This is a genomic window from Stenotrophomonas sp. FR010, from assembly GCF_047520755.2.
In the GTDB taxonomy this organism is placed as follows: domain Bacteria; phylum Pseudomonadota; class Gammaproteobacteria; order Xanthomonadales; family Xanthomonadaceae; genus Stenotrophomonas; species Stenotrophomonas sepilia.
On the sequence record NZ_JAXBQT020000033.1, the window covers coordinates 1 to 20,805 of the forward strand.

A 20,805-nucleotide genomic window follows, 5' to 3' on the forward strand; every position below is an offset into this window, starting at 1 on the left:
CCTGGGGGCTTGGCCGCGGCATCCATGCCGCGGACACCCCGCAATCCGACACCACCCCGCCTTCGACAGTTTCCTTCCATCTGTCGGAACGACGTATTGCTCTGGTAGGTGTCGACCTTGGTCGACACGGTAGATCCACGCCATGCGTGGATGCTCTTCGATGAATGTTCGAAATATTCGATTTCGATGGACGTTCATCCACGCATGGCGTGGATCTACTACCGGGTCAGTAGATCGGCGTCACCTTCATCTGCGGCAGCGGGCGCGGTGCGCCGTCGGTCAGGTCCGGGCCAAGGTCTTCCCAGGCGCGGCCCTGCTCGACCATCTGCGCCCACAGCTGCTGCGAGCCGCGACGCTTGTCTTCCGAGCCCAGCTTGTACGACGGCGGTGCCGGCTCGCCACGGGCAACCATCGAGTACGCCGCGCGGTAGGCCAGCACCTGCTGCGCCGGGTCGTCGGTACGCGCCACTTCCAACGTGTAGCGCTGATAGGCCGAGGCCAGGTTGCGCCAGCGGATCCAGTAGTGGTTCCCGAACGAGAACGAACAGAAGCGCGCACCCGCCAGGCTGCCCTTGTCGGCGATGCGGGTCAGCACCTCCTGCGGCATGTCCAGGTTCATGCCGCCTTCGTCGCCCTGCAGGCTGACGTGCACGATACGGTCGCGGTAACCCGGCGCGCGCGCCTGCAGCAGGTCACGCCAGTTCTGCATGGTCGCCACGACTGCGAACAGGAAGCGCCCCAGCTCGGCTGCGGCGAGCGGCGTGGCAATGGACTGGTAATGCCGTTGCCAACCGTGGCGGTTTTCGGTGGGCAGGAACACGGCACGTTCCAGCGCCTGTCGGCCATCACTGCCACGGCCCACGTCCTCGGCATGCTGCGGGTAGACCAGGTTGATGGCGAAGGTCGGCCAGCGCGGTAGCGCGGCATCAAACAGATGGATCGGGAAGTTGCTGCTGATGCCACCATCGGAGAACCAGCAGATGCGGAACGCGGTAATCACCGGGCCGCAGGTCTGCCCGGCGCTGGTCAGCCCTTCCATGCTGTCGGCCACGTTGTGTTCCTGATCGGCGGCAGGTGCAGTGGGTTCGCAGCGGCGTTCGCGGCGCGAGGGCTCATGCAGCGGCACCGCGCTGATCAGCAACGGGAAGCTCAGGCTCATGCGCGTGGCCACCAGCACCGGCAGCTTCGGACCCTGCGGCAGGTGGTAGTACCGGCGCCCTTCCACCTCCAGCGGCGGGCCGGCCTGCGACACCAGCCACTGCACCACGCTGGCGGGGAACAACTGCTCGAACTCCTCGCGCAGGAACCAGAACTGCGCGCCGCCCAGCGGCAGTGTGCGTGGTTCGTTGTGCGATACGCAGGTGGTGATCATCTGCAGGCTGATCGCATGCGGGCTGTCCGGTTCGCCGGCATAGCGCGGCGCGTCATGCAGGTCGGCAAAGGTCAGCGGTGCATCCAGCGGCTTGCCGGACAACTGCTGCAGGCATTCATGCAGCCACTCGGTCAATGCCGGTTTACGTGCATCGCGACCGAGGCCACTGCACAGGCCCAGCAGGTTGCGCCGGGCCACGCGCGCCACGCGCAGCGCGGCTCCGGCCACGCCTGCACCGTAGGCGCACAACAGCGACGGCAGCAGCGTCGCGGCCACGCCGCTCCAGCCACCGCCCCACCCGCCCAGACCGAGCAGCAGCGCCAGCGACACCAGCACTTCCAGCGGTGCGATCTCGAATACCGCCACCGCCAGGCACAGCAGCTTGTGCGGCAGGCCTGCATTGCCGGTCAGCACCACCAGCAGCCGATAGGCCGCGCGCGCGCCCCGCGCCGGTTGGAACAGGCTGTAGATGAACCCGCGCCGCGACAACTGCGCCGACACCGCCGACAGCCCGCCATAACCGGCATCACCGGGCAGGTGCTCGCCGGCCTGCTGGCGGCGATCACCGTACGCCGCCGCAGCCGCCACCGCCGCAGCGATGGCGCCGGCAGAGGTGCCGCCGATGCTCTTGAACCGATACTCGCGTGCCAGCGCCAGTACCGCATTGGGGTACACGATGCCGCTGGTGATGCCGCCTTTCATGACCAGATCGCAGTACTTGTCCGCCACCGTCTTGCCCCCGAGCTTACCGTCCGCCGCGTGGATGCCAGTATGGCGCAGCGGCTTCTCAGGGCCTGAGAACACCACCGCCGTCCGGGCAGGAATCTGCGGCGTTCAGCAGATGGCAGGCCTGCAGGCTTGACCGGCTCCACCATCGGCGTAGCATCTGCAGCAAGCCAAGGGACAGACCCGCGGCTGCCACAACGACATGAGGGATTCTCATGGAATTCGACTATCTCGTCTTCATCGGGCGATTCGAGCCCTTCCACAACGGCCACGCCGCCGTTGCCCGCCTGGCCCTGAGCCGGGCCCGCAAGCTGATCTTCCTGGTCGGCTCTGCCGATACCCCCCGCAGCCTCCGCAATCCCTGGACCGTGGCCGAACGCGCCGTGATGATCCAGGCCGCCCTCGATCGCCACACCGACCGCCTGCTGATCCGCCCGCTGCGTGACCACCTGTACAACGAAGCACAGTGGATCGCCAATGTGCAGCGCCAGGTGGCCGACGCCCTGCGCAACGACGGTGCCGCCGCCGATGCAAAGGTGGGCCTGATCGGCATGGACAAGGATGCCTCCAGCTACTACCTGCGGGAGTTCCCGCAATGGCCGCTGGTGGACGTGCAGCACACCGCCACCCTGTCGGCCACCGAGCTGCGGCGCTACCTGTTCGAAGCCGGCGACGTCGACTTCCACGGCGCGCTGCTGATGCTGCGTGGCAATGTGCCGGCGCCGGTGTACGACATGCTCGAAGCGTTCCGCAAAAGCGCGCCTGCGTATGCCCAGCTGGTGGCCGAGTACCGCTTCATCGAACAGTACAAGGCCGCCTGGAAGGATGCGCCCTACGCGCCCACCTTCGTCACCACCGATGCGGTGGTGGTGCATTCGGGCCACGTGCTGCTGGTACGGCGCCGTTCGGAGCCCGGCAAGGGCCTGTGGGCGCTGCCCGGCGGTTTCGTTGGCCAGGAGCAGAGCCTGCTGGACAGTTGCCTGCGCGAACTGCGCGAGGAAACCCGTCTGAAGATTCCGCTGCCGGTGCTGAAGGGTTCGCTGAAGGGCCAGCAGGTATTCGACCACCCCGACCGCAGCCAGCGCGGCCGCACCATCACCCACGGTTTCCACTTCGAATTCCCGGCCGGCGACCTGCCGCCGGTGCGCGGTGGCGACGACGCCGACAAGGCGCGCTGGATACCGGTGAGTGAGGCGTTGGACATGGGCCCGCAATTGTTCGAAGACCACCTGCACATCCTGGAGTATTTCCTCGGCCGCGGCTGACCTGCCCGGCTCTCCCCACCGGCGGATAGACCGCTGGTGTCACTCGACGCGAAGGAGCTTCCGTCATGCACTACCTCGATAACCTTCTCCTCAACACCGACAGCTACAAGGCCAGCCATTGGCTGCAGTACCCGCCGGGTACCGATGCCACGTTCTTCTACGTGGAATCACGTGGCGGCCTGCACGATCGCACGGTGTTCTTCGGCCTGCAGGCGATCCTCAAGGACGCCCTGGCACGGCCGGTCACCCACGCCGACATCGACGACGCTGCTGCGGTATTCGCCGCCCATGGCGAGCCGTTCAACGAAGCCGGCTGGCGCGATATCGTCGATCGGCGCGGCGGCCACCTGCCGGTGCGCATCCGTGCCGTGCCCGAGGGCAGCGTGGTACCCACCCACCAGGCACTGATGACCGTCGAGTCGACCGACCCGGCTGCATTCTGGGTGCCGTCGTACCTGGAGACACTGCTGCTGCGCGTGTGGTACCCGGTCACCGTGGCCACCATCAGCTGGCATGCACGGCAGACCATTGCTGCGTTCCTGCAGCAGACCAGCGACGATCCGCAGGGGCAGCTGCCGTTCAAGCTGCACGACTTCGGCGCCCGCGGTGTATCGAGCCTCGAATCGGCCGCGCTGGGCGGTGCCGCACACCTGGTCAACTTCCTCGGCACCGACACCGTATCGGCCCTGTGCCTGGCCCGCGCGCACTATCACGCGCCAATGGCCGGTTATTCGATTCCTGCCGCCGAGCACAGCACCATCACCAGCTGGGGCCGCGAGCGCGAAGTGGACGCCTACCGCAACATGCTGCGCCAGTTCGGCAAGCCGGGCGCGATCGTGGCAGTGGTGTCGGACAGCTATGACATCTACCGCGCGATCAGTGAGCACTGGGGCACGACGCTGCGTGATGAAGTGATCGCTTCGGGCGCCACCCTGGTCATCCGCCCCGACTCGGGTGACCCGGTGGACGTGGTGGCCGAAAGCCTGCGCCGGCTGGATGAAGCGTTCGGCCACACCCTCAACGGCAAGGGCTACCGCGTACTCAACCACGTGCGGGTGATCCAGGGCGATGGCATCAACCCGGATACGATCCGCGCCATCCTGCAGCGCATCACCGGCGACGGCTATTCGGCCGACAACGTGGCCTTCGGCATGGGCGGCGCCCTGCTGCAACGACTGGACCGCGACACGCAGAAGTTCGCGCTGAAGTGCTCGGCGGCACGGGTCGACGGTGCGTGGATCGACGTCTACAAGGACCCGGTCACCGATGCCGGCAAGATCAGCAAGCGTGGCCGCATGCGCCTGCTGCGGCGCCTGGATGACGGCAGCCTGCACACGGTGGCGTTGCCTCCCAGCGGTGACGAGACGCTGCCGACCGGCTTCGAGGATGCGATGGTGACCGTGTGGGAGAACGGGCGCCTGCTGCACGACCAGCGCTTGGATGAGATCCGCACGCGGGCTGCGGCGGGGCATTGACCGCGTATCCCGGGGCCAGCGCCCGTTGCCACGCAACGGGCTCCGACCCTGCGCTCTTGACCGGCGCCACCAACAGGTCCACCTTGCACACGCCGAAGGTATCCCTGCCGTGGCTGGATGGCGGCAGGGAGTTAAACGGGAATCCGGTGAAGGCGCTTCGTGCGCCCATTCCGGAGCTGCCCCGCAGCGGTGAATGGAAACGAATCCTGCCAACAGCACTGGGCTCGCGCCTGGGAAGCGGCAGGGAGTAGGTGGGCTGCGGCCCGTGTCCATCAGCCCGAATACCGGCCCCGGCCGGGGGACACGACCGTCCCCTGATTCGACCTGGACTCTCCGCGGGGAGGGTGCCGGGGCCATCACCAGCCTGCATGTGCAGGCGGCGTGGCCGCGCGCGTCCTGTTCACGGTAACCGACCAGACCGCTCCCACGCCCTGACGCACGCCACGATGACCGAGTTCCAACGCCCCACCCTGACCCTGCCCGCCGATGGCAAGCGCCTGCTGCTGCATTCGTGCTGCGCGCCGTGCTCGGGCGAAGTGATGGAGGCGATCACCGCTTCCGGGATCGACTACGCGATCTTCTTCTACAACCCCAACATCCACCCGGTGAAGGAGTACGAGCTGCGCAAGCAGGAGAACATCCGCTTCGCCGAGCAGCACGGCATTCCGTTCATCGACTGCGACTACGACACCGACAACTGGTTCAGCCGTGCGCGTGGCATGGAAAACGAGCCCGAGCGCGGCATCCGCTGCACGATGTGCTTCGATATGCGTTTCGAGCGCACCGCGCTGTACGCGCACGAACACGGCTACGACACCATCAGTTCGTCGCTGGGTATTTCGCGCTGGAAGAACATGGCGCAGATCAACGACTGCGGCATCCGTGCCGCGTCGCGCTACGAGGGCCTGCAGTACTGGGACTACAACTGGCGCAAGGGCGGCGGTGCCAGCCGCATGATCGAGATCAGCAAGCGCGAGCAGTTCTACCAGCAGGAGTACTGCGGCTGCGTGTACTCGCTGCGCGATGCCAACCGCCATCGCCGTGAGAACGGCCGCGAGCGGATCCGGATCGGCCTGCTGTACTACGGGCAGGACGCTGAGGCGCCGCAGGGCGATTGACCTGTGCCGCCGGGGCGGCCACGCTGGTCGCCCCTTCTGATGTAGTGGATCTGCCATGACTGCCCTGCCCGCCGATGTCGCCCTGCTGGTGATCGACCTGCAGCCGGACTTCATGCCGGGCGGTGCGCTGGCCTGCGACCAGGGCGATGCGCTGGTGGCACCGATTGCCGATCTGTTGGCGCAGCGCCGCTACCGCACCGTGGTGGCGACCCAGGACTGGCACCCGGCCGACCACGCCTCGTTCGCCAGCCAGCACCCCGGCAAGCGACCGTTCGAGACCATCCTGCTGCACGCGCAGCCACAGACCCTGTGGCCCGACCATTGCGTACAGGGCAGCGATGGCGCCGCGCTGCACCCGGGCGTGGACTGGACCGTGGCCGACCTGATCCTGCGCAAGGGCACCCGCCCACAGGTGGATTCGTACAGCGCCTTCCGCGAGAACCATGGCCCCGATGGCGAACGCCCGGCTACCGGCCTGGCCGGCTGGCTGCATGAGCGCCGCATCCGCGAAGTGCACGTGTGCGGCCTGGCACGCGACTACTGCGTGCTGTGGAGCGCGCAGGACGCGGTCAAATCCGGCTTCCGGGTGAAGTTCCTGTGGGACCTGACCCGGCCGGTGACCGAAGCCAACGACGCGATGGTGCGCGAAGCGCTGGGCAAGGCGGGGATCGCGATCGTCTGAGGCGTGACCGCCGGGCATGGCCCGGCGCTACCGCGCACGTCGCTTATGCCGCTTGCGCGCTCCTGCCCACAACAACACAATCGATTCATCCAGCCCCCTAACTACGCCCCCCTACAGATCGCGGGACGGCCGAACCGGGGGCTTTTCATTGGATGAAATCAGGATTCGGTAGTGCCGGCCGCTGGCCGGCAACCTCGGGATCTCTACAGTTGCCGGCCAGCGGCCGGCACTACCGGATAGCACCCGTGGTAGCGCCGGGCCATGCCCGGCGGACGCGGGATGGGCGATTACCGGAACACCACCGTGCGATGCCCGTTGAGCAGGATGCGGTGCTCCACATGGCGGCGAACGGCGCGCGCCAGCACCAGCGATTCGGTGTCGCTGCCCAGCCGCACCAGCTCGCGCGGCGCCATGGCGTGGTCGACGCGGGCCACGTCCTGTTCGATGATCGGGCCTTCGTCCAGATCCTCGGTGACGTAGTGCGCGGTGGCACCGATGATCTTGACCCCGCGCGCGTGCGCCTGGTGATACGGCTGCGCGCCCTTGAAGCTGGGCAGGAAGCTGTGGTGGATGTTGATCGCACGGCCGGCCAGCGCACGGCACAGCGTGGGTGACAGGATCTGCATGTAGCGCGCCAGCACCACCAGGTCGATGCGCTCACGCTCGACCAGGTCGATGATCTGCTGCTCCTGCACCGCACGCGTATCGGAGGTCACCGGCAGGTGGTGGAACGGTACCTGGTAGGACGCGGCCAATGGCGCGAAGTCGGCGTGGTTGGACGCCACTGCCGCGATGTCAACCTTCAGCTGGCCGCTGTGGGCGCGGAACAGCAGGTCGTTGAGGCAATGCCCCTGCTTGCTGACCAGCACCAGCAGGCGTGCCCGGCGGCGGCCGTCATGCAGCTGCCAGTCCATGCCGAAGCCTTCGGCAAGTTTGGCCATCGCGGCATGCACGGTCTCCAGCGGCAGGCCGGCGTCGCAGTCGAAATGCACGCGCAGGAAGAAGCGGCCGCTCTCCTCGTCACCGAACTGCTGGGCGTCGAGGATGTTGCAGCCGTGGTCGAACAACAGGCCGGACACACGGTAGACGATGCCGGTACGGTCGGGGCAGGACAGGGTGAGGATGGAGTCGGGGCGCATCGCCACAGTGTAGGGCAGCTTCCTGCCCAGCAGCCGGATGATCACCGATGCAACCGAACCGCTTGGTTCAGTCCCAAGCGATACTTGGCCATCACCGTGGCAAGCTGGTCGGCCATGAACCTGTTGCAATTGATCCGCAGCTTCACCCGCACCGCAGAGACCGGCAGCATTGCCGCCGCGGCCCGCATCCTTGGCATCAGCGCTACCGCAGTCGGCCAGAACATCCACCGGCTGGAGGCGCATCTGGGCGTAAGGCTGCTGAACCGGAGTACGCGCCAACTCGCCCTCAGCGAGGCCGGCGCGCTGTACCTGGCGCAGGTGCGCCATATCGAGGGCGACCTGGCGCGCGCGCAGGCGAGGGTCACTGCCGGTGATATCGAACCGGCCGGGCCCCTGCGCATCGCCAGCAGCAGCGCGTTCGGCCGCCACGTGCTGGCACCGCTGCTGCCGTCACTGCAGCAGCGCTACCCGCAACTGCAGCTGGAGCTGCGCCTGACCGACCGCGCCGTGCAGCATGGTCCAGAGGCGGTGGATGCCAGCATCCGCATCGGCCCGCAGCTGGAAGACGGCGTCGTCGCACGGCAGCTGGCGCGCGTGCCGTTCGTGTTCTGTGCCGCGCCAGCCTACCTGCAGGCCCATGGCACGCCGCAGGAACCCGCCGAACTGGGTCGCCATCGCGGGCTGCTGCACCGCTTCCCCACCGATGGCCGGCCGCTGCGCTGGGGCCTGCTGAAGGACGGCCAGCGCGTGGACGCCGCGCTGCCACCGAGCATGGTCTGCGATGACATCGATGCGCTGGCGACGCTGGCGGCGACCGGTGCCGGCATCACCCGGCTCGCCGCATTCGTGGCCGAGCCGTACCTGCGCGATGGCCGCCTGCAGGCGGTGTTCGGCGCCGACACCGCGTGGCGCCCGGAACCGATGGAGGTCTACTTCTGCGTCAGCGACCGCCGCGATTTCACCGCCAAGATCCGCGCGCTGTTCGAGCACCTGCAGGCCGGCATGGCGCCGGCCTGGAGGGTGTGAGCCTCAGCGCGCCTTGAACACGCCACGCGCCTCGCGCGGCTCGCAGCGCAGGTACTGCGGCGCCGGTTCCACGCTGTCGCGCAATGCGGCAGCAGCGTGCCACGGCCAGCGCGGGTCGTAGAGGATGCCGCGTGCCAGCGCTACCGCATCGGCGTGGCGATGGCGCAGGATCGATTCGGCCTGCTCCGGTTCGGTGATCATGCCCACCGCGATCACCGGCATGCGTACCTTGGCCTTGATCGCCGCGGCGAACGGCACCTGGTAGCCCGGGCCGACGGTGATCTTCTGGCGCTCGTCCAGGCCACCGCTGGAAACGTGCAGGAAGTTGCAGCCGCGCGCGTCCAGCACCTGGGCCAGCGCTTCGCTCTGCACCAGATCCCAGCCACCCTCGACCCAGTCGCTGGCGGAAATGCGCACGCCCACGGCGATCCTGTCCGATACCGCCGCACGCACCGCGTCGAACACTTCCACGAGCAGGCGCAGGCGGTTCGGCAGCGAGCCGCCATAGCCATCGGTGCGGCGGTTGCTCAGCGGCGACAGGAACTGGTGCAGCAGGTAGCCGTGCGCGGCATGCAGCTCGATCAGCTCGAAGCCCAGGCGCTCGGCGCGCACCGCACTGGCGGCGAAGGCGGCGATCACCTCGGCGATGCCGGCCTCGTCCAGTTCCTGCGGTGCCGGATCGGCGGCATGGAACGGCAGCGGCGACGGCGCGACCGTGGCCCAGCCACGCGCATCATCGGCCGGTAGCTGGCCGCCGCCGTCCCACGGGCGGTTCACCGAGGCCTTGCGGCCGGCGTGGCCCAACTGGATGCCCAGCGGCATCGGCGACCAGCGGCGGACGCTGGCCAGCACCTGTGCCAGCGCGGCCTCGGTGCCGTCGTCCCACAGGCCCAGGTCGGCCCAGCTGATGCGGCCGCGCGGCTCGACCGCAGTGGCTTCCAGGATCAGCAGGCCGGCGCCGGACTGCGCCAGGTTGCCCAGGTGCATGGCGTGCCAGTCGCTGGCGCGACCGTCTTCGGCGGAGTACTGGCACATCGGCGCGATGACGATGCGGTTGGACAGGGTCAGAGGGCCGAACGAGATCGGCGAGAACAGCTGGCTCAAGACGGTGATGAACGACGTAGGGGGTGCGTATTGCACCGCTGCGCGGCTCGCGGATCAACCATCTGGATGGATCGCTGTTTCGCGTGACCTGCAGCAGCCGAGCGTGCGCCCGGCTCTACAGAAGCCCTCGCCCCTGGTAGAGCCGAGCCCGTGCTCGGCTCAGCGCGCAGCCCACGTGGCCAGCGCTTCAGCGCAGTCCCGCTCATCCTTGAACAACAGCAGGTCGTCGGCTCGGGTGCGGCCTCGGTTCAGCGCCGCTACCGGCAACCCTGCCTTCGCGGCCGCCTGCACGAAGCGGAAGCCGGAATAGACCATCAGTGACGAGCCCACCACCAGCACGGCGTCGGCCTGCTGCAGGTGATCGTGCACCGCCGCCACCCGTTCACGCGGCACGTTCTCGCCGAAGAACACCACATCCGGCTTCAGCAGGCCGCCGCAGTACGGACAATCGGGCACCACGAACGTGGAGAAATCGGTCTCCAGATCGGCATCGCCATCGGGCGCGATACCGGCATCCAGCGCATCCCAGCCCGGATTGGCCTCCAGCAGCCGCTGCTGGAAATCCTCGCGGCCACTGCGGCGCTCACAGCTCATGCAGCGCACCCGGTCCAGGCGGCCATGCAGGTCGATCACCTTGTGGCTGCCGGCGCGCTGGTGCAGGCCGTCCACGTTCTGGGTCAGCAGCAGCTGCAGCTTGCCGCTGATTTCCAGTGCGGCCAGGGCCTGGTGGGTACCGTTGGGCCGGGCCAGGCCGAAGCGCGGCCAGCCCAGCAGGCTGCGCGCCCAGTAGCGCTGGCGGGTACCCGCTTCGCCCATGAACGCCTGGTAGGTCACCGGCGGCGTGCGTTTCCACTGGCCGTCGGTATCGCGATAGTCGGGAATGCCCGAGGCGGTGCTGCAACCGGCGCCGGTCAGCACGAACAGGCGCTGGGCGCGGTCGATGAAGTCGGTCAGCGGCGAGGTCATGGCTGCCAGATGGGGGCGCCGCAGCGCCCGTGCAAGCGCCGGCTCAGGCGGCCGGCAGCGGCGGCACCGCGATCGGGTGGCCGTCCTCGTCCAGCGCGATCATCACGAAGTGGCCGCGGGTACACAGCTTGCGCTCACCGCTGTGCAGGTCCTCGGCGACCAGTTCCACCTCGACCTTCATCGAGCTGCGCCCGACTTCGACGATGCGGCCGATGGTTTCCACCATCTGGCCGATGCGGATCGGCAGCTTGAAGTCGACCTGGTCGCTGCGCGCGGTCACCACGGTGCGGCGCGAATAGCGGGCGGCGGCCAGGAAGGCGGCCTTGTCCATCCACGCCAATGCCTGGCCACCGAACAGGGTGCCGAGGTGGTTGGTGTGGTTGGGGAAGACGATTTCGGCCATGCGCACTTCGGTGGGCGGCACGGTCTCGGGGATCGGGGTCATGGGGGGGCTTCGGTGTGGGGTCCGTCAATTTTAAGCCAGGCCCCGTGCAGGCGACGCTACACTGCGCCACGCCCACTGCCAGGACCGCCCATGCCCGCACTTTCCGACCTGCTGGCCTTTGCGCTGGTTTCGCTGGCCATGGTGCTCACGCCCGGGCCGAACATGATCTACGTCATCTCGCGCTCGATCTGCCAAGGGCCGCTCGCCGGGCTGATCTCGCTGGGCGGGGTGGCGCTGGGCTTCGTGTTCTACATGCTGTGCGCGGCACTGGGCATCACCGCCCTGCTGATGACCGTGCCGTTCGCCTATGAGGCGCTGCGCATCGGTGGCGCGCTGTACCTGCTGTACCTGGCGTGGCAGGCACTGAAGCCCGGCGGCCGTTCGCCGTTCGCGGTGCGCGAGCTGCCGCAGGACAGCCCGCGCAGACTGTTCACGATGGGCTTGCTGACCAATCTGCTGAACCCGAAAGTGGCGGTGATGTACCTGTCGCTGCTGCCGCAGTTCCTGCATCCGGACAGCGAAGGCAGTGTGCTGATGCAGTCGATCGTGCTGGGCTGCACCCAGATCCTGGTCAGCGTCAGCGTGAACGGCCTGATCGCGCTGGCCGCCGGCAGCATCGCCGGCTTCCTGGCCGCGCGCCCCACCTGGCAGAGCGTGCAGCGCTGGCTGATGGGTACGGTGCTGGCCGGGCTGGCGGTGCGCATGGCGGTGGAAGGACGGCGCTAGCGCTTTGTAGAGTCGAGCCATGCTCGACTTTCTTGCGAACAGCAGTCGAGCACGGCTCGACTCTACAAAAGCCAGGCGCGCAACAAAAAACCCCGGCATTGGCCGGGGTCTTTCGTTGCAACAGGCCTGACCGGTTCGATCAGAAGTTCATGTCGAAGGCGACTTCGCCCTGCACGCCGACCTGGTAGGCCGAGACGCGGCGTTCGAAGAAGTTGGTCAGTTCCTGCACGTCCTGCAGTTCCATGAACGGCAGCGGGTTGCGCACGTTGTACTTCTTTTCCATGCCCAGCTTGGCGAAGTGCTGATCGGCACAGTGCTGCAGGTACTGGCGCATGTCACGGGTCGAGATGCCGGCCACGCCGCCGGACAGCACGTCCTCGGCGAACTGCACTTCGCATTCGATGGCTTCGGCCAACATGTCGTAGACCTGCTGCTTCATCTCGTCGTCGAACAGGTCCGGCTCTTCCTCACGCACCACGCGCACCGATTCGAAGGCGAACTCCATGTGCGCGCTTTCGTCGCGGAACACCCAGTTGGTGCCCGAGGCCAGGCCCGGCAGCAGGCCGCGCGAACGGAAGTAGTACACGTAGGCGAACGCAGCGAAGAAGAACAGGCCTTCGATGCAGGCGGCGAAGCAGATCTGGTTGAGCAGGAACTGGCGACGCTGTTCGCGGGTCTCGATGCGGGTCAGGTCCTGGATCGAGTCGATCCACTTGAAGCAGAAATCGGCCTTCTTCTTGATCGAGTCGATGTTCTCCACCGCCGAGAACGCCTTGGCGCGCTCTTCCGGATCCGGCAGGTAGTTGTCGAGCAGGGTCAGGTAGAACTGCACGTGCAGCGCTTCTTCATAAAGCTGGCGCGACAGGTACATGCGCGCTTCCGGCGCATTGAGGTGCTGGTACAGGTTCAGCACCAGGTTGTTGGACACGATCGAATCGCCGGTGGCGAAGAACGCGACCAGGCGATGGATCAGGTGGCGCTCACCCGGCGACATCTTGCTGTGCAGGTCGGTGATGTCGATCTGGAAGTTGATCTCTTCCACCGTCCAGGTGTTCTTGATCGCATTCCGGTACATGTCATAGAACTGCGGGTAGCGCATCGGGCGCAGGGTCAGTTCAAAACCGGGATCGAGCAGCATCTGCTTGGGCTTGTCGGCCATGGGTGTTTCCTTGAATTCTCGGGTCAAAACGCCGGGCATGGCCCGGCGCTACCTTGGTGTTTCCGTGCTGCAGCCGAGCATGGCTCGGCTCTACAGGTGCGAGGTGCCGGCGGGGCCGGCACGGCGCGTTTTACTGGCAGGCCTCGCAGGCTTCCGGGTTTTCCAGCGAGCAGGCGATGGCTTCGTCCGGGCTGAACACCTTGGCCGGTGCGGCGGCACTCACCGTGGTCTTGGCGATCTTGGTGGCCGGGCGCGAACGCAGGTAGTAGGTGGTCTTGATGCCCTGCTTCCAGGCGTACATGTACATGGAGGACATCGCGCCGATGTTCGGGCTTTCCATGAACAGGTTGAGCGAGGCCGACTGGTCGATGAAGGCGCCACGCTCGGCGGCCATGTCGATCAGCGAACGCATCGGCAGTTCCCACGCGGTGCGGTAGACCTCGCGCAGCGCTTCCGGGATCTGCGGCAGACCGGCGATGGAACCCTCGGCCAGCTTGATGGCATCGCGCATTTCCGGCGTCCACAGGCCCAGCTTCTTCAGCTCGTTGACCAGGTAGCGGTTGACCTGCAGGAAGTCACCGGACAGGGTCTCGCGCTTGAACAGGTTGGACACCTGCGGCTCGACGCACTCGTAGCAACCGGCGATCGAGGCGATGGTCGCGGTCGGCGCGATCGCGATCATCAGCGAGTTGCGCAGGCCGTGTTCCTTGATGCGCTCACGCAGGGCATCCCAGCGCGCAGTGTCTTCCGGCACCACGTTCCAGGCGTCGAACTGCAGTTCGCCGCTGGCGGCACGGGTGTCGTTGAACGACGGGTGCTTGCCGCGTTCCTGGGCCAGCTCGCAGGAGGTTTCCAGCGCGTGGAAGTAGATCGCTTCGGCGATCTTCTTCGACAGCGCGCGGGCTTCGGCGCTGTCGAACGGCAGGCGCTTGCGGAAGAACACATCCTGCAGGCCCATGCAGCCCAGGCCGACCGGACGCCAGCGCAGGTTGGCGCGGCGGGCGGTTTCGATCGGGTAGAAGTTCAGGTCGATGACGCGGTCGAGCTGGCGCACGGCCAGGCGCACGGTCTCGGCCAGCTTCTCGAAGTCGAACTCGTTGTGCTCGTCGAAGTGGTTGCCCAGGTTGATCGAACCCAGGTTGCACACTGCGGTTTCATCGTTGGAAGTGACTTCCAGGATTTCGGTGCACAGGTTGGACAGGTGGATCACGTTGCCCGGACGCAGGGTCTGGTTGCTGGCGCGGTTGCACTTGTCCTTGAAGGTCATCCAGCCGTTGCCGGTCTCGGCCAGCGTACGCATCATGCGGGCGTACAGCTTGCGCGCGGAGATGGTGCGGTTGGCCTTGCCCTGGGCTTCGGCCTGCAGGTAGGCAGCCTCGAAGGCTTCGCCAAACAGGTCGGTGAACTCCGGCACGACGCGCGGATCGAACAGCGACCATTCCTGGTCGGCCTCGACGCGCTTCATGAACAGGTCCGGCACCCAGTTGGCCAGGTTCAGGTTGTGCGCACGGCGGGCTTCGTCACCGGTGTTGTCACGCAGTTCGAGGAAGTCCTCGATGTCGGCGTGCCAGGTTTCCAGGTACACGCAGGCTGCGCCCTTGCGCTTGCCGCCCTGGTTCACCGCGGCCACGGACGAATCCATGGTCTTCAGCCACGGCACGATGCCGTTGGAGTGGCCGTTGGTCGACTTGATCAGCGAGCCACGCGAACGCACGCGGGTGTAGCTGACGCCGATGCCGCCGGAGAACTTCGACAGCTGGGCGATGTCGCCGTACTTGGCATAGATCGACTCCAGCGAGTCCTGCGGCGAGTCCAGCAGGAAGCACGAGGACAGCTGCTCGTGGGTGGTGCCGGAGTTGAACAGGGTCGGGCTGGACGGCAGGTAGTCCAGGTTGCCCATGCGCTTGTACAGCGCCAGGGTCTCGGACACGTCCTCGCTCAGCGCGCTGGCGATGCGCAGGAAGAACTGCTGCGGGGTCTCGATCACCTTGCGGGTGTGCGGATGGCGCAGCAGGTAACGGTCGTACAGGGTACGCAGGCCGAAGTAATCGAAGTTCAGGTCCAACGCGCCGTCGATGGCGTCGTTGAGCTTGCGTGCATTGGTCTGCACGAAGTTCAGCAGGCGGTCGTTGATCAGGCCGACTTCATGGCCGCGGCTGACCGACTGCGAGAAGGCGTAGATTTCCTGGCCCGAGACTTCCTTGGCGATGTAGTTGGCCAGCAGGCGCGCAGCGAGGCGGCCGTACTCGGGCTCTTCACCGATCAGCAGGGCGGCGGTGCGGATGGACAGTTCGTCCAGCTCGCGGGTGGTGGCGCCGTTGTACAGGCCGGAAATGGTGCGGGTGGCCACGCGCATCGGGTCAACGGCGTGCAGGCCTTCGGAGGAACGCTGCACCGCGCGCACGATCTTGTTCAGGTCCACCAGCTCGGTGGTCCCGTTGCGCTTGGTCACACTCATCGCGTTGGCCGTCGGCGGCGACGTCAACAGGAATTCGCTTTCCTTCTCGATGGTGGCGCTGGATTCGGTGCTCACGGCGTATGTCCTCTTGGCGTGATTGGGGGTGCTCGATGCATCGGGGTGACGCAGCCCGGGACATGACGGCCCAGGATGGCAGGACGGCGTCGCAGGGGATGAGACCCTGCGCCTGCCACTGCCGTTGACGATCGCGGGAGGTATTGCTGCCAGCCCCCAGACCTGGGGTTGCTGCGACCGACGGCCACAAGATAGTGGGGGTAGTGGGGTCCGTCAACGCCAAATGTAGTGAAATTCGGCAATCCCTTGCGCCGCAAGGATCGTGCCATCGGCGCCCTGATCAGACGCTTCAGACCTGCCGGAACGGGCTGCGCAGTCAAGCCCGAAAGGCGTCATTGCGGTGGTACAACGCGCTGCGGAAACGGAACAATGACAGCTTCACATGACAGTGATGAAACTGGCTAGGGACAACCCTGTGGATAGGTGGTGGGCATCCGGTGGACGTCGGGATCACACGCCGGGCAGCGACGCGAGGCCGCATGTGTCGGCCGGGCCGGATGGGCGCCGTTGGGAGCGCGGTTGCGCCCACCCGATAGCCGCGCCGTGCTGTTGTAGAGCCGAGCCCACGCTCGGCTGCTTTTGAATGATGTGCCGAAAAGCAGCCGAGCGTGGGCTCGGCTCTACAAACGGCACTACCCTCACGCCCGGTGCGGGGTGCCCAGGTACTCAGCGCTCTGCATCTCGATCAGGCGCGAGGCGGTGCGCTCGAACGCGCCCTGCAGGCGCTGGCCGGTGTACAGCTCGACTGGCGAGGTGCTGGCGGTGCAGACCAGGTTGACGTGGCGGTCGTACAACTCGTCGATCAGGTTGACGAAGCGGCGCGCGGCATCCTCGTTCAGGCGATCGAAGGCGGGAATGCCGCCCAGCAGCACCGTGTTGAACTCGTGCGCGATCTCGATGTAGTCCGAGGGCCCGCGCGGGCCCTCGCACAGCGCGGCGAAATCGAACCAGGCGATGCTCTTGCCGCGGCCGCGGACCGGAATCTTGCGGCCCTCGATCTCGATGTTGCCGGGCTTGGCCGGTTGGCCGCCGCTCAGTTCGCTCCAGCGCGTGGCCAGCCAGTCGTCGCTGTCGGCGGCCAACGGTGCGCGGTACACCGGCGAGCGGGTCAGCGCGCGCATCCGGTAGTCCTCGGTGCCTTCGGCGTACAGCTCGACGCAGAAGCGCTGCAACAGGCCGATGGCCGGCAGGAAGCTCTCGCGCTGCAGGCCGTTGAGGTACAGGTTCTCCACCGCGGTGTTGGAGGTGGTGACCAGGGTCACGCCCTCGGCGAACAGGCGCTCCAGCAGCCGCGCCAGCAGCATCGCATCACCGATGTCGGTGACGAAGAATTCGTCCAGCACCAGCACGCGCAGGTTGCTGCGCCACTCCTGGGCGATCTTCGCCAGCGGGTCGCTCTGCCCCTGGTGCTCACGCAGGCGCTCGTGGACGCTGCGCATGAAGCGGTGGAAATGCGTGCGGTACTTCTGCTTGATCGGCAGGCCGTCGTAGAACAGGTCGACCAGGAAGGTCTTGCCGCGGCCGACGCCGCCCCAGAAGTACAGGCCCTTCACCGGCTCGGGCTTCTTCCAGAACGCGGACAGGCGGTCCAGCCAACCGTCCTCGGCACTGTCCAGCAGGCCCAGGTGGATGCGGTCCAGCTCGGCCAGCGCTGCATGCTGGGCCGGGTCGTCCTGCCAGTCACCACGGGCGACCCCTTCCGCGTACCGCTGCGACGGGGTCAACTCGGTTGCACTCATGCCGCCGCGCCCAACCAATGCTTCACGCCGTGGGTCAGTGCGCCGCGCAGGTCGATCAGCTTGCGGTGGAAGAAGTGGCTGGTCTCGGGCATGCGCACCAGCTCATGCGGGAACTCCAGCGTGTCCAGCCACTGGTAGACAGCCTGCGGGTCGACGATCTCGTCCTGCTCGCCCTGGATCACCAGCCACCGCGCCGGCGGTACGATGCCATCGAAGTCCCAGCGGCCGGCCGGTGGCGCGATCGAGATCAGCGCCTCCGGCTGCAGCGCGGCAGCCGCCTTCAGCGACACGAACGAACCGAAGCTGAAACCGGCCAGCCACAGCCGGTCGTGCGGGCGCTGGCTGCGCACCCAGGCGGCGACCGCCTTCAGGTCATCCTGCTCGCCCACGCCGCCATCGAAGGTGCCGGCCGAAGCGCCGACGCTGCGGAAGTTGAAGCGCACCGTGGCGATGCCCAGCTCGCGCAGGGTGGTGGCGGTCATGGTGACCACCTTGTTGTGCAGGGTGCCGCCTTCGGTGGACAGCGGATGGCAGACAATGGCCACGATCGGCTGCACCGGCACATCGGCCTTGGGCAGGTCGACGACCACTTCCAGCGGGCCGGCCGGGCCATCCAGTTGGAGACAGGCGGTTTCGCCGGGGGCGACGGGGAACGAGGGCTTGTGCATGGCACCATGATACCGTCCCCCGCCCCTGCCCTGTGCCCGCCCCATGCTCTACCTGTCTTTGGCCGTGATCTGCAGCGTGCTGGTCTCGGTGTTGTTGAAGGTGGCCGGACGCCGCCAACTGGATGTTGCGCAGATGGTCACCTGGAACTATCTGGTGGCGGCAACGCTCACCGCGGTGGTGCTGCAGCCGCCGCTGGATGCGCTGCGCGCGCCGCATGCGCCGTGGCTGTCATTGCTGGCGCTGGCGGTGGTGCTGCCCTCGATCTTCCTGGTGCTGGGCCGCGCAGTGGCGGTGGCCGGCATCGTGCGCAGCGATGTGGCGCAGCGCCTGTCGCTACTGCTGTCACTGGCTGCCGCCTTCCTGTTCTTCGGCCAGAGCGCGACGCCGTGGAAGCTGGTCGGCCTGGCGCTGGGCCTGGTCGCCATGGTGGCGATCAGCCTGCGCCCGCGCGGCCCGGCGGTGGCGTCCTCGCCCGGCGGCTGGGGCTGGCTGCTGGGCGTATGGGGTGGGTTTGCGGTGGTGGACGTGCTGCTCAAGCAGGTGGCGCTGTCGGGCACGCCGTCGATGGCGGCGGTGCTGGCCAGCTTCAGCGTGGCCTTCGTGCTGATGCTGGCCCTGCAGCTGTGGCGGCATGTCAGTGGCCGCAGCCGGCTGGCCTGGCACAACCTGGGCGCAGGCGCGCTGCTGGGCCTGCTCAATGGCGGCAACATCCTGTTCTATGTGCATGCGCACCAGTCGATGCCGGACAACCCGGCCACCGTGTTCGCCGGCATGAACATCGGCGTGGTGGTGCTGGGTGCACTGGTGGGCGTGTTTGCCTTCGGCGAGGCCACCACGAAGTGGAACCGTGCCGGTTTGGCGCTGGCGGTGCTGGCGATCGGCTTGATCGCCTGGGGGTGAGCATGTGCATCGGGGTCAGATCCCATTCCGTGGGAATGGGATCCGACCCCTGACGCGACCATTGCCCCGGGGTCGGATCCCATTCCCACGGAATGGGCTCCGACCCCGGCGTTGAGGGTTATTTGTCGAAACCCAGCAGCAGCGGGTCGTGGTCGGAGCTGCGCCACGGGCCCTGCACGTTGCGGCCCTGGTAACCGCTGGCGTCCTGCTCGTCGGCGTTGCTGTGCCATTCGGCGGCACCGCGCAGGCGCTTGGCCATGCCCGGGCTGAGCAACGCGTGGTCAAGGCGGCCGGTGTAGCCGTTGTAGACGTAGCTGTAGGGATGCTCGACCTTGACGACCTTGAACGCGTCCTGCCAGCCCAGGTCGTGCAGGGTGCGGATCGGGTCTTCCATCGCGTAGGCGTTGAAATCGCCGAGCAGTACCGCGTCCTTTGTACCGGTACCGGTCGGATCCGTCTGCAGCCAGGCATGCAGCTGCTGCGCCGAGGTCACGCGGGTGGCGTTCCAGCAACCCTGGTTGTCGTTGCGGTCGGCGTCGGCGCCGCTTGCGTCGCGGCAGCCCTTCGACTTGAAGTGATTGGCCACCACCACGAACGGCGCGCCCTGCTTGCCCTGGAAGGCCTGCGCCAGCGGCACGCGGCTGTGCTCGACGAACGGGCCGCCGGTCAACGTGGCCGGCGTGCCGACCGGCTGCAGGCGTGAGCTGCGGTAGATGATGCCGACCCGGATCGGGTTGTCGCCGGGGCCGTTGCCGGCATCGACGAAGCGCCAGTCGCCCTGCGCGCCGCGGTCACGGTTGAGCGCATCGACCAGTTCGGCGATGGCCGACTGCGGTCCGTAGCCGTCGTTCTCCAGCTCCATCAGCGCGGCGACGTCGGCGCCCAGCGCGTTGACCGTGGCGACCAGCTTGGCCACCTGCGCTTTGTGCTCGTCCAGCGTGCGGGCGCCGCGCAGGGTCGGGAAGCCGCCGCCCTGGCCATCACCGTTGAAGAAGTTCTCCAGGTTGAAGGCGGCCACGTGCAGGCTACCCGGCACGGTCGGCACTGCGGGGCGCTTGAGTTCCGGCAGTTTCAGCGCACCCTCGACCTGCAGGCGCGGACGGCCCTGCGCGTCCACGCGCACGATGCCCTCCACATTGCGCAGCTGCATGCCAGTGCGCAGCACCGGGTTGCCCGGCAGGTAGGCCACGCTGGCCGGATCGCGGGCATCGCTGCCATCGTCCAGCACCAGGCGACGACGCTGGTTGTCGGCCATCACCTGCTCATAGCCGGCCGTACCCGGCGCGGCCACTTCGGTCGGCTGCCAGAGGCGGCCATCGAAGGCCACGGTGAGCTGGCCGAAGCGCTCCAGGCCATCGGTGCCGGCCAGGGTGAGCGGTGCGGCGATGCGCACGCGCTGTCCATCCAGCGCGCGCCAGTCGGCTGGCGCGGCGGTCAACACCACGCTGGCGCTGCTGCGCGCAGCGGGCGGCGTCGCGACCGGCGTGGCCTGCGGCTGGGCCTGGGCGATGGCGCCGGCCGGCAGCAGCAGGGACAGGGCAAGGGCGAGGGAGCAGCGGCGCATCGACGGGCGATTCCTGGGAAGAGGGCGCACAGACTAACCCTGAAATGCGAAACGCCGCCTGCGCAGCGGGGGCATATGAGCGATCAGGCCTCGGTGGGCAAAGCTTGGTAGGTGGTAGAGCCGAGCCCAAGCTCGGCTGCGCCTGGCCACACCGTGCGCAGAGCAGCCGAGCGTGGGCTCGGCTCTACAGGAAGCGG

At 67.3% G+C, this 20,805-nt stretch carries 17 protein-coding genes and 1 riboswitch; of the genes, 7 read left to right on the forward strand and 10 right to left on the reverse strand.

Annotated elements, in window-relative coordinates; genetic code table 11:
• Positions 1-226 precede the first annotated feature (226 nt).
• On the reverse strand, positions 227-2,101 hold the full coding sequence (locus ACM0PK_RS20330; protein WP_414607905.1) for a patatin-like phospholipase family protein: 1,875 nt from the start codon (positions 2,099-2,101) through the stop codon (positions 227-229).
• Positions 2,102-2,313: 212 nt separating this feature from the next.
• On the opposite strand from ACM0PK_RS20330, the gene ACM0PK_RS20335 reads away from it, so the two are divergent.
• The 4 genes from ACM0PK_RS20335 to pncA all read left to right on the forward strand — a co-directional run bounded on the left by ACM0PK_RS20335 (position 2,314) and on the right by pncA (position 6,638).
• Positions 2,314-3,363: a bifunctional nicotinamide-nucleotide adenylyltransferase/Nudix hydroxylase gene (locus tag ACM0PK_RS20335; RefSeq protein WP_414607894.1), complete on the forward strand. Its 1,050-nt coding sequence runs from the start codon at positions 2,314-2,316 to the stop codon at positions 3,361-3,363.
• Between the two features lie 65 nt (positions 3,364-3,428).
• On the forward strand, positions 3,429-4,838 hold the full coding sequence (locus ACM0PK_RS20340) for a nicotinate phosphoribosyltransferase (RefSeq protein ID WP_414607895.1): 1,410 nt from the start codon (positions 3,429-3,431) through the stop codon (positions 4,836-4,838).
• A gap of 93 nt (positions 4,839-4,931) precedes the next feature.
• Positions 4,932-5,145, forward strand: a riboswitch (cobalamin riboswitch).
• A gap of 139 nt (positions 5,146-5,284) precedes the next feature.
• Entirely contained in the window at positions 5,285-5,956 is a 672-nt protein-coding gene (locus ACM0PK_RS20345) for an epoxyqueuosine reductase QueH (RefSeq protein ID WP_061480745.1), read from the forward strand.
• Positions 5,957-6,011: 55 nt separating this feature from the next.
• Positions 6,012-6,638, forward strand: coding sequence for a bifunctional nicotinamidase/pyrazinamidase (pncA, locus tag ACM0PK_RS20350; RefSeq protein WP_134972659.1), 627 nt, complete (start codon positions 6,012-6,014; stop codon positions 6,636-6,638).
• Positions 6,639-6,925: 287 nt separating this feature from the next.
• On the opposite strand, the gene purU is transcribed toward pncA, so the two are convergent.
• A complete protein-coding gene (gene purU / locus ACM0PK_RS20355) occupies positions 6,926-7,777 on the reverse strand; it encodes a formyltetrahydrofolate deformylase (protein WP_414607906.1) in 852 nt (283 codons plus the stop codon).
• Positions 7,778-7,891: 114 nt separating this feature from the next.
• Between purU and ACM0PK_RS20360 the strand changes: the two genes are divergently transcribed.
• Positions 7,892-8,803, forward strand: a complete 912-nt coding sequence (locus ACM0PK_RS20360) for a LysR family transcriptional regulator (protein WP_111201782.1) — start codon at positions 7,892-7,894, stop codon at positions 8,801-8,803.
• 3 nt (positions 8,804-8,806) lie between these two features.
• On the opposite strand, the gene ACM0PK_RS20365 is transcribed toward ACM0PK_RS20360, so the two are convergent.
• From ACM0PK_RS20365 to ACM0PK_RS20375, 3 genes are all read right to left on the reverse strand, one after another.
• The gene (locus ACM0PK_RS20365) at positions 8,807-9,907 is read right to left on the reverse strand and encodes an NADH:flavin oxidoreductase/NADH oxidase (protein ID WP_111201776.1); all 1,101 of its coding nucleotides are present in this window, start codon (positions 9,905-9,907) and stop codon (positions 8,807-8,809) included.
• Positions 9,908-10,066: 159 nt separating this feature from the next.
• Positions 10,067-10,873 (reverse strand): NAD-dependent protein deacetylase, encoded by an 807-nt coding sequence (locus tag ACM0PK_RS20370; RefSeq protein ID WP_111201775.1) that lies wholly within the window; start codon positions 10,871-10,873, stop codon positions 10,067-10,069.
• A gap of 43 nt (positions 10,874-10,916) precedes the next feature.
• Positions 10,917-11,318 (reverse strand): acyl-CoA thioesterase, encoded by a 402-nt coding sequence (locus tag ACM0PK_RS20375; protein WP_021203756.1) that lies wholly within the window; start codon positions 11,316-11,318, stop codon positions 10,917-10,919.
• 90 nt (positions 11,319-11,408) lie between these two features.
• Here ACM0PK_RS20375 and ACM0PK_RS20380 point away from each other — a divergent pair, with 90 nt between their 5' ends.
• Entirely contained in the window at positions 11,409-12,044 is a 636-nt protein-coding gene (locus tag ACM0PK_RS20380) for a LysE family translocator (protein ID WP_111201774.1), read from the forward strand.
• 139 nt (positions 12,045-12,183) lie between these two features.
• Here ACM0PK_RS20380 and ACM0PK_RS20385 read toward each other — a convergent pair whose 3' ends face one another.
• The 4 genes from ACM0PK_RS20385 to ACM0PK_RS20400 all read right to left on the reverse strand — a co-directional run bounded on the left by ACM0PK_RS20385 (position 12,184) and on the right by ACM0PK_RS20400 (position 18,143).
• Positions 12,184-13,203 (reverse strand): ribonucleotide-diphosphate reductase subunit beta, encoded by a 1,020-nt coding sequence (locus tag ACM0PK_RS20385; protein WP_005420683.1) that lies wholly within the window; start codon positions 13,201-13,203, stop codon positions 12,184-12,186.
• Positions 13,204-13,333: 130 nt separating this feature from the next.
• Entirely contained in the window at positions 13,334-15,736 is a 2,403-nt protein-coding gene (locus ACM0PK_RS20390) for a ribonucleoside-diphosphate reductase subunit alpha (protein WP_111201773.1), read from the reverse strand.
• 638 nt (positions 15,737-16,374) lie between these two features.
• Positions 16,375-17,475: a cell division protein ZapE gene (zapE, locus tag ACM0PK_RS20395; protein WP_061480271.1), complete on the reverse strand. Its 1,101-nt coding sequence runs from the start codon at positions 17,473-17,475 to the stop codon at positions 16,375-16,377.
• A complete protein-coding gene (locus tag ACM0PK_RS20400; protein ID WP_134972556.1) occupies positions 17,472-18,143 on the reverse strand; it encodes an alpha/beta hydrolase in 672 nt (223 codons plus the stop codon). Before ACM0PK_RS20400 ends, zapE begins: the two co-directional genes overlap by 4 nt.
• Positions 18,144-18,186: 43 nt before the next feature.
• On the opposite strand from ACM0PK_RS20400, the gene ACM0PK_RS20405 reads away from it, so the two are divergent.
• A complete protein-coding gene (locus ACM0PK_RS20405; RefSeq protein WP_414607896.1) occupies positions 18,187-19,044 on the forward strand; it encodes an EamA family transporter in 858 nt (285 codons plus the stop codon).
• 118 nt (positions 19,045-19,162) lie between these two features.
• Here ACM0PK_RS20405 and ACM0PK_RS20410 read toward each other — a convergent pair whose 3' ends face one another.
• Positions 19,163-20,608 (reverse strand): ExeM/NucH family extracellular endonuclease, encoded by a 1,446-nt coding sequence (locus ACM0PK_RS20410; protein WP_065178405.1) that lies wholly within the window; start codon positions 20,606-20,608, stop codon positions 19,163-19,165.
• Between the last annotated feature and the right edge of the window lie 197 nt (positions 20,609-20,805).

Bases quoted from the DNA above. Each gene is read 5' to 3' on its own strand.
- pncA (WP_134972659.1), top strand. From the start codon at position 6,012: ATGACTGCCCTGCCCGCCGATGTCGCCCTGCTGGTGATCGACCTGCAG.
- ACM0PK_RS20360 (WP_111201782.1), top strand. From the start codon at position 7,892: ATGAACCTGTTGCAATTGATCCGCAGCTTCACCCGCACCGCAGAGACC.
- ACM0PK_RS20370 (WP_111201775.1), bottom strand. From the start codon at position 10,873: ATGACCTCGCCGCTGACCGACTTCATCGACCGCGCCCAGCGCCTGTTC.
- ACM0PK_RS20400 (WP_134972556.1), bottom strand. From the start codon at position 18,143: ATGCACAAGCCCTCGTTCCCCGTCGCCCCCGGCGAAACCGCCTGTCTC.
- ACM0PK_RS20335 (WP_414607894.1), top strand. From the start codon at position 2,314: ATGGAATTCGACTATCTCGTCTTCATCGGGCGATTCGAGCCCTTCCAC.
- ACM0PK_RS20345 (WP_061480745.1), top strand. From the start codon at position 5,285: ATGACCGAGTTCCAACGCCCCACCCTGACCCTGCCCGCCGATGGCAAG.
- ACM0PK_RS20410 (WP_065178405.1), bottom strand. From the start codon at position 20,608: ATGCGCCGCTGCTCCCTCGCCCTTGCCCTGTCCCTGCTGCTGCCGGCC.
- ACM0PK_RS20380 (WP_111201774.1), top strand. From the start codon at position 11,409: ATGCCCGCACTTTCCGACCTGCTGGCCTTTGCGCTGGTTTCGCTGGCC.
- ACM0PK_RS20385 (WP_005420683.1), bottom strand. From the start codon at position 13,203: ATGGCCGACAAGCCCAAGCAGATGCTGCTCGATCCCGGTTTTGAACTG.
- ACM0PK_RS20375 (WP_021203756.1), bottom strand. From the start codon at position 11,318: ATGACCCCGATCCCCGAGACCGTGCCGCCCACCGAAGTGCGCATGGCC.
- ACM0PK_RS20405 (WP_414607896.1), top strand. From the start codon at position 18,187: ATGCTCTACCTGTCTTTGGCCGTGATCTGCAGCGTGCTGGTCTCGGTG.
- purU (WP_414607906.1), bottom strand. From the start codon at position 7,777: ATGCGCCCCGACTCCATCCTCACCCTGTCCTGCCCCGACCGTACCGGC.
- zapE (WP_061480271.1), bottom strand. From the start codon at position 17,475: ATGAGTGCAACCGAGTTGACCCCGTCGCAGCGGTACGCGGAAGGGGTC.
- ACM0PK_RS20340 (WP_414607895.1), top strand. From the start codon at position 3,429: ATGCACTACCTCGATAACCTTCTCCTCAACACCGACAGCTACAAGGCC.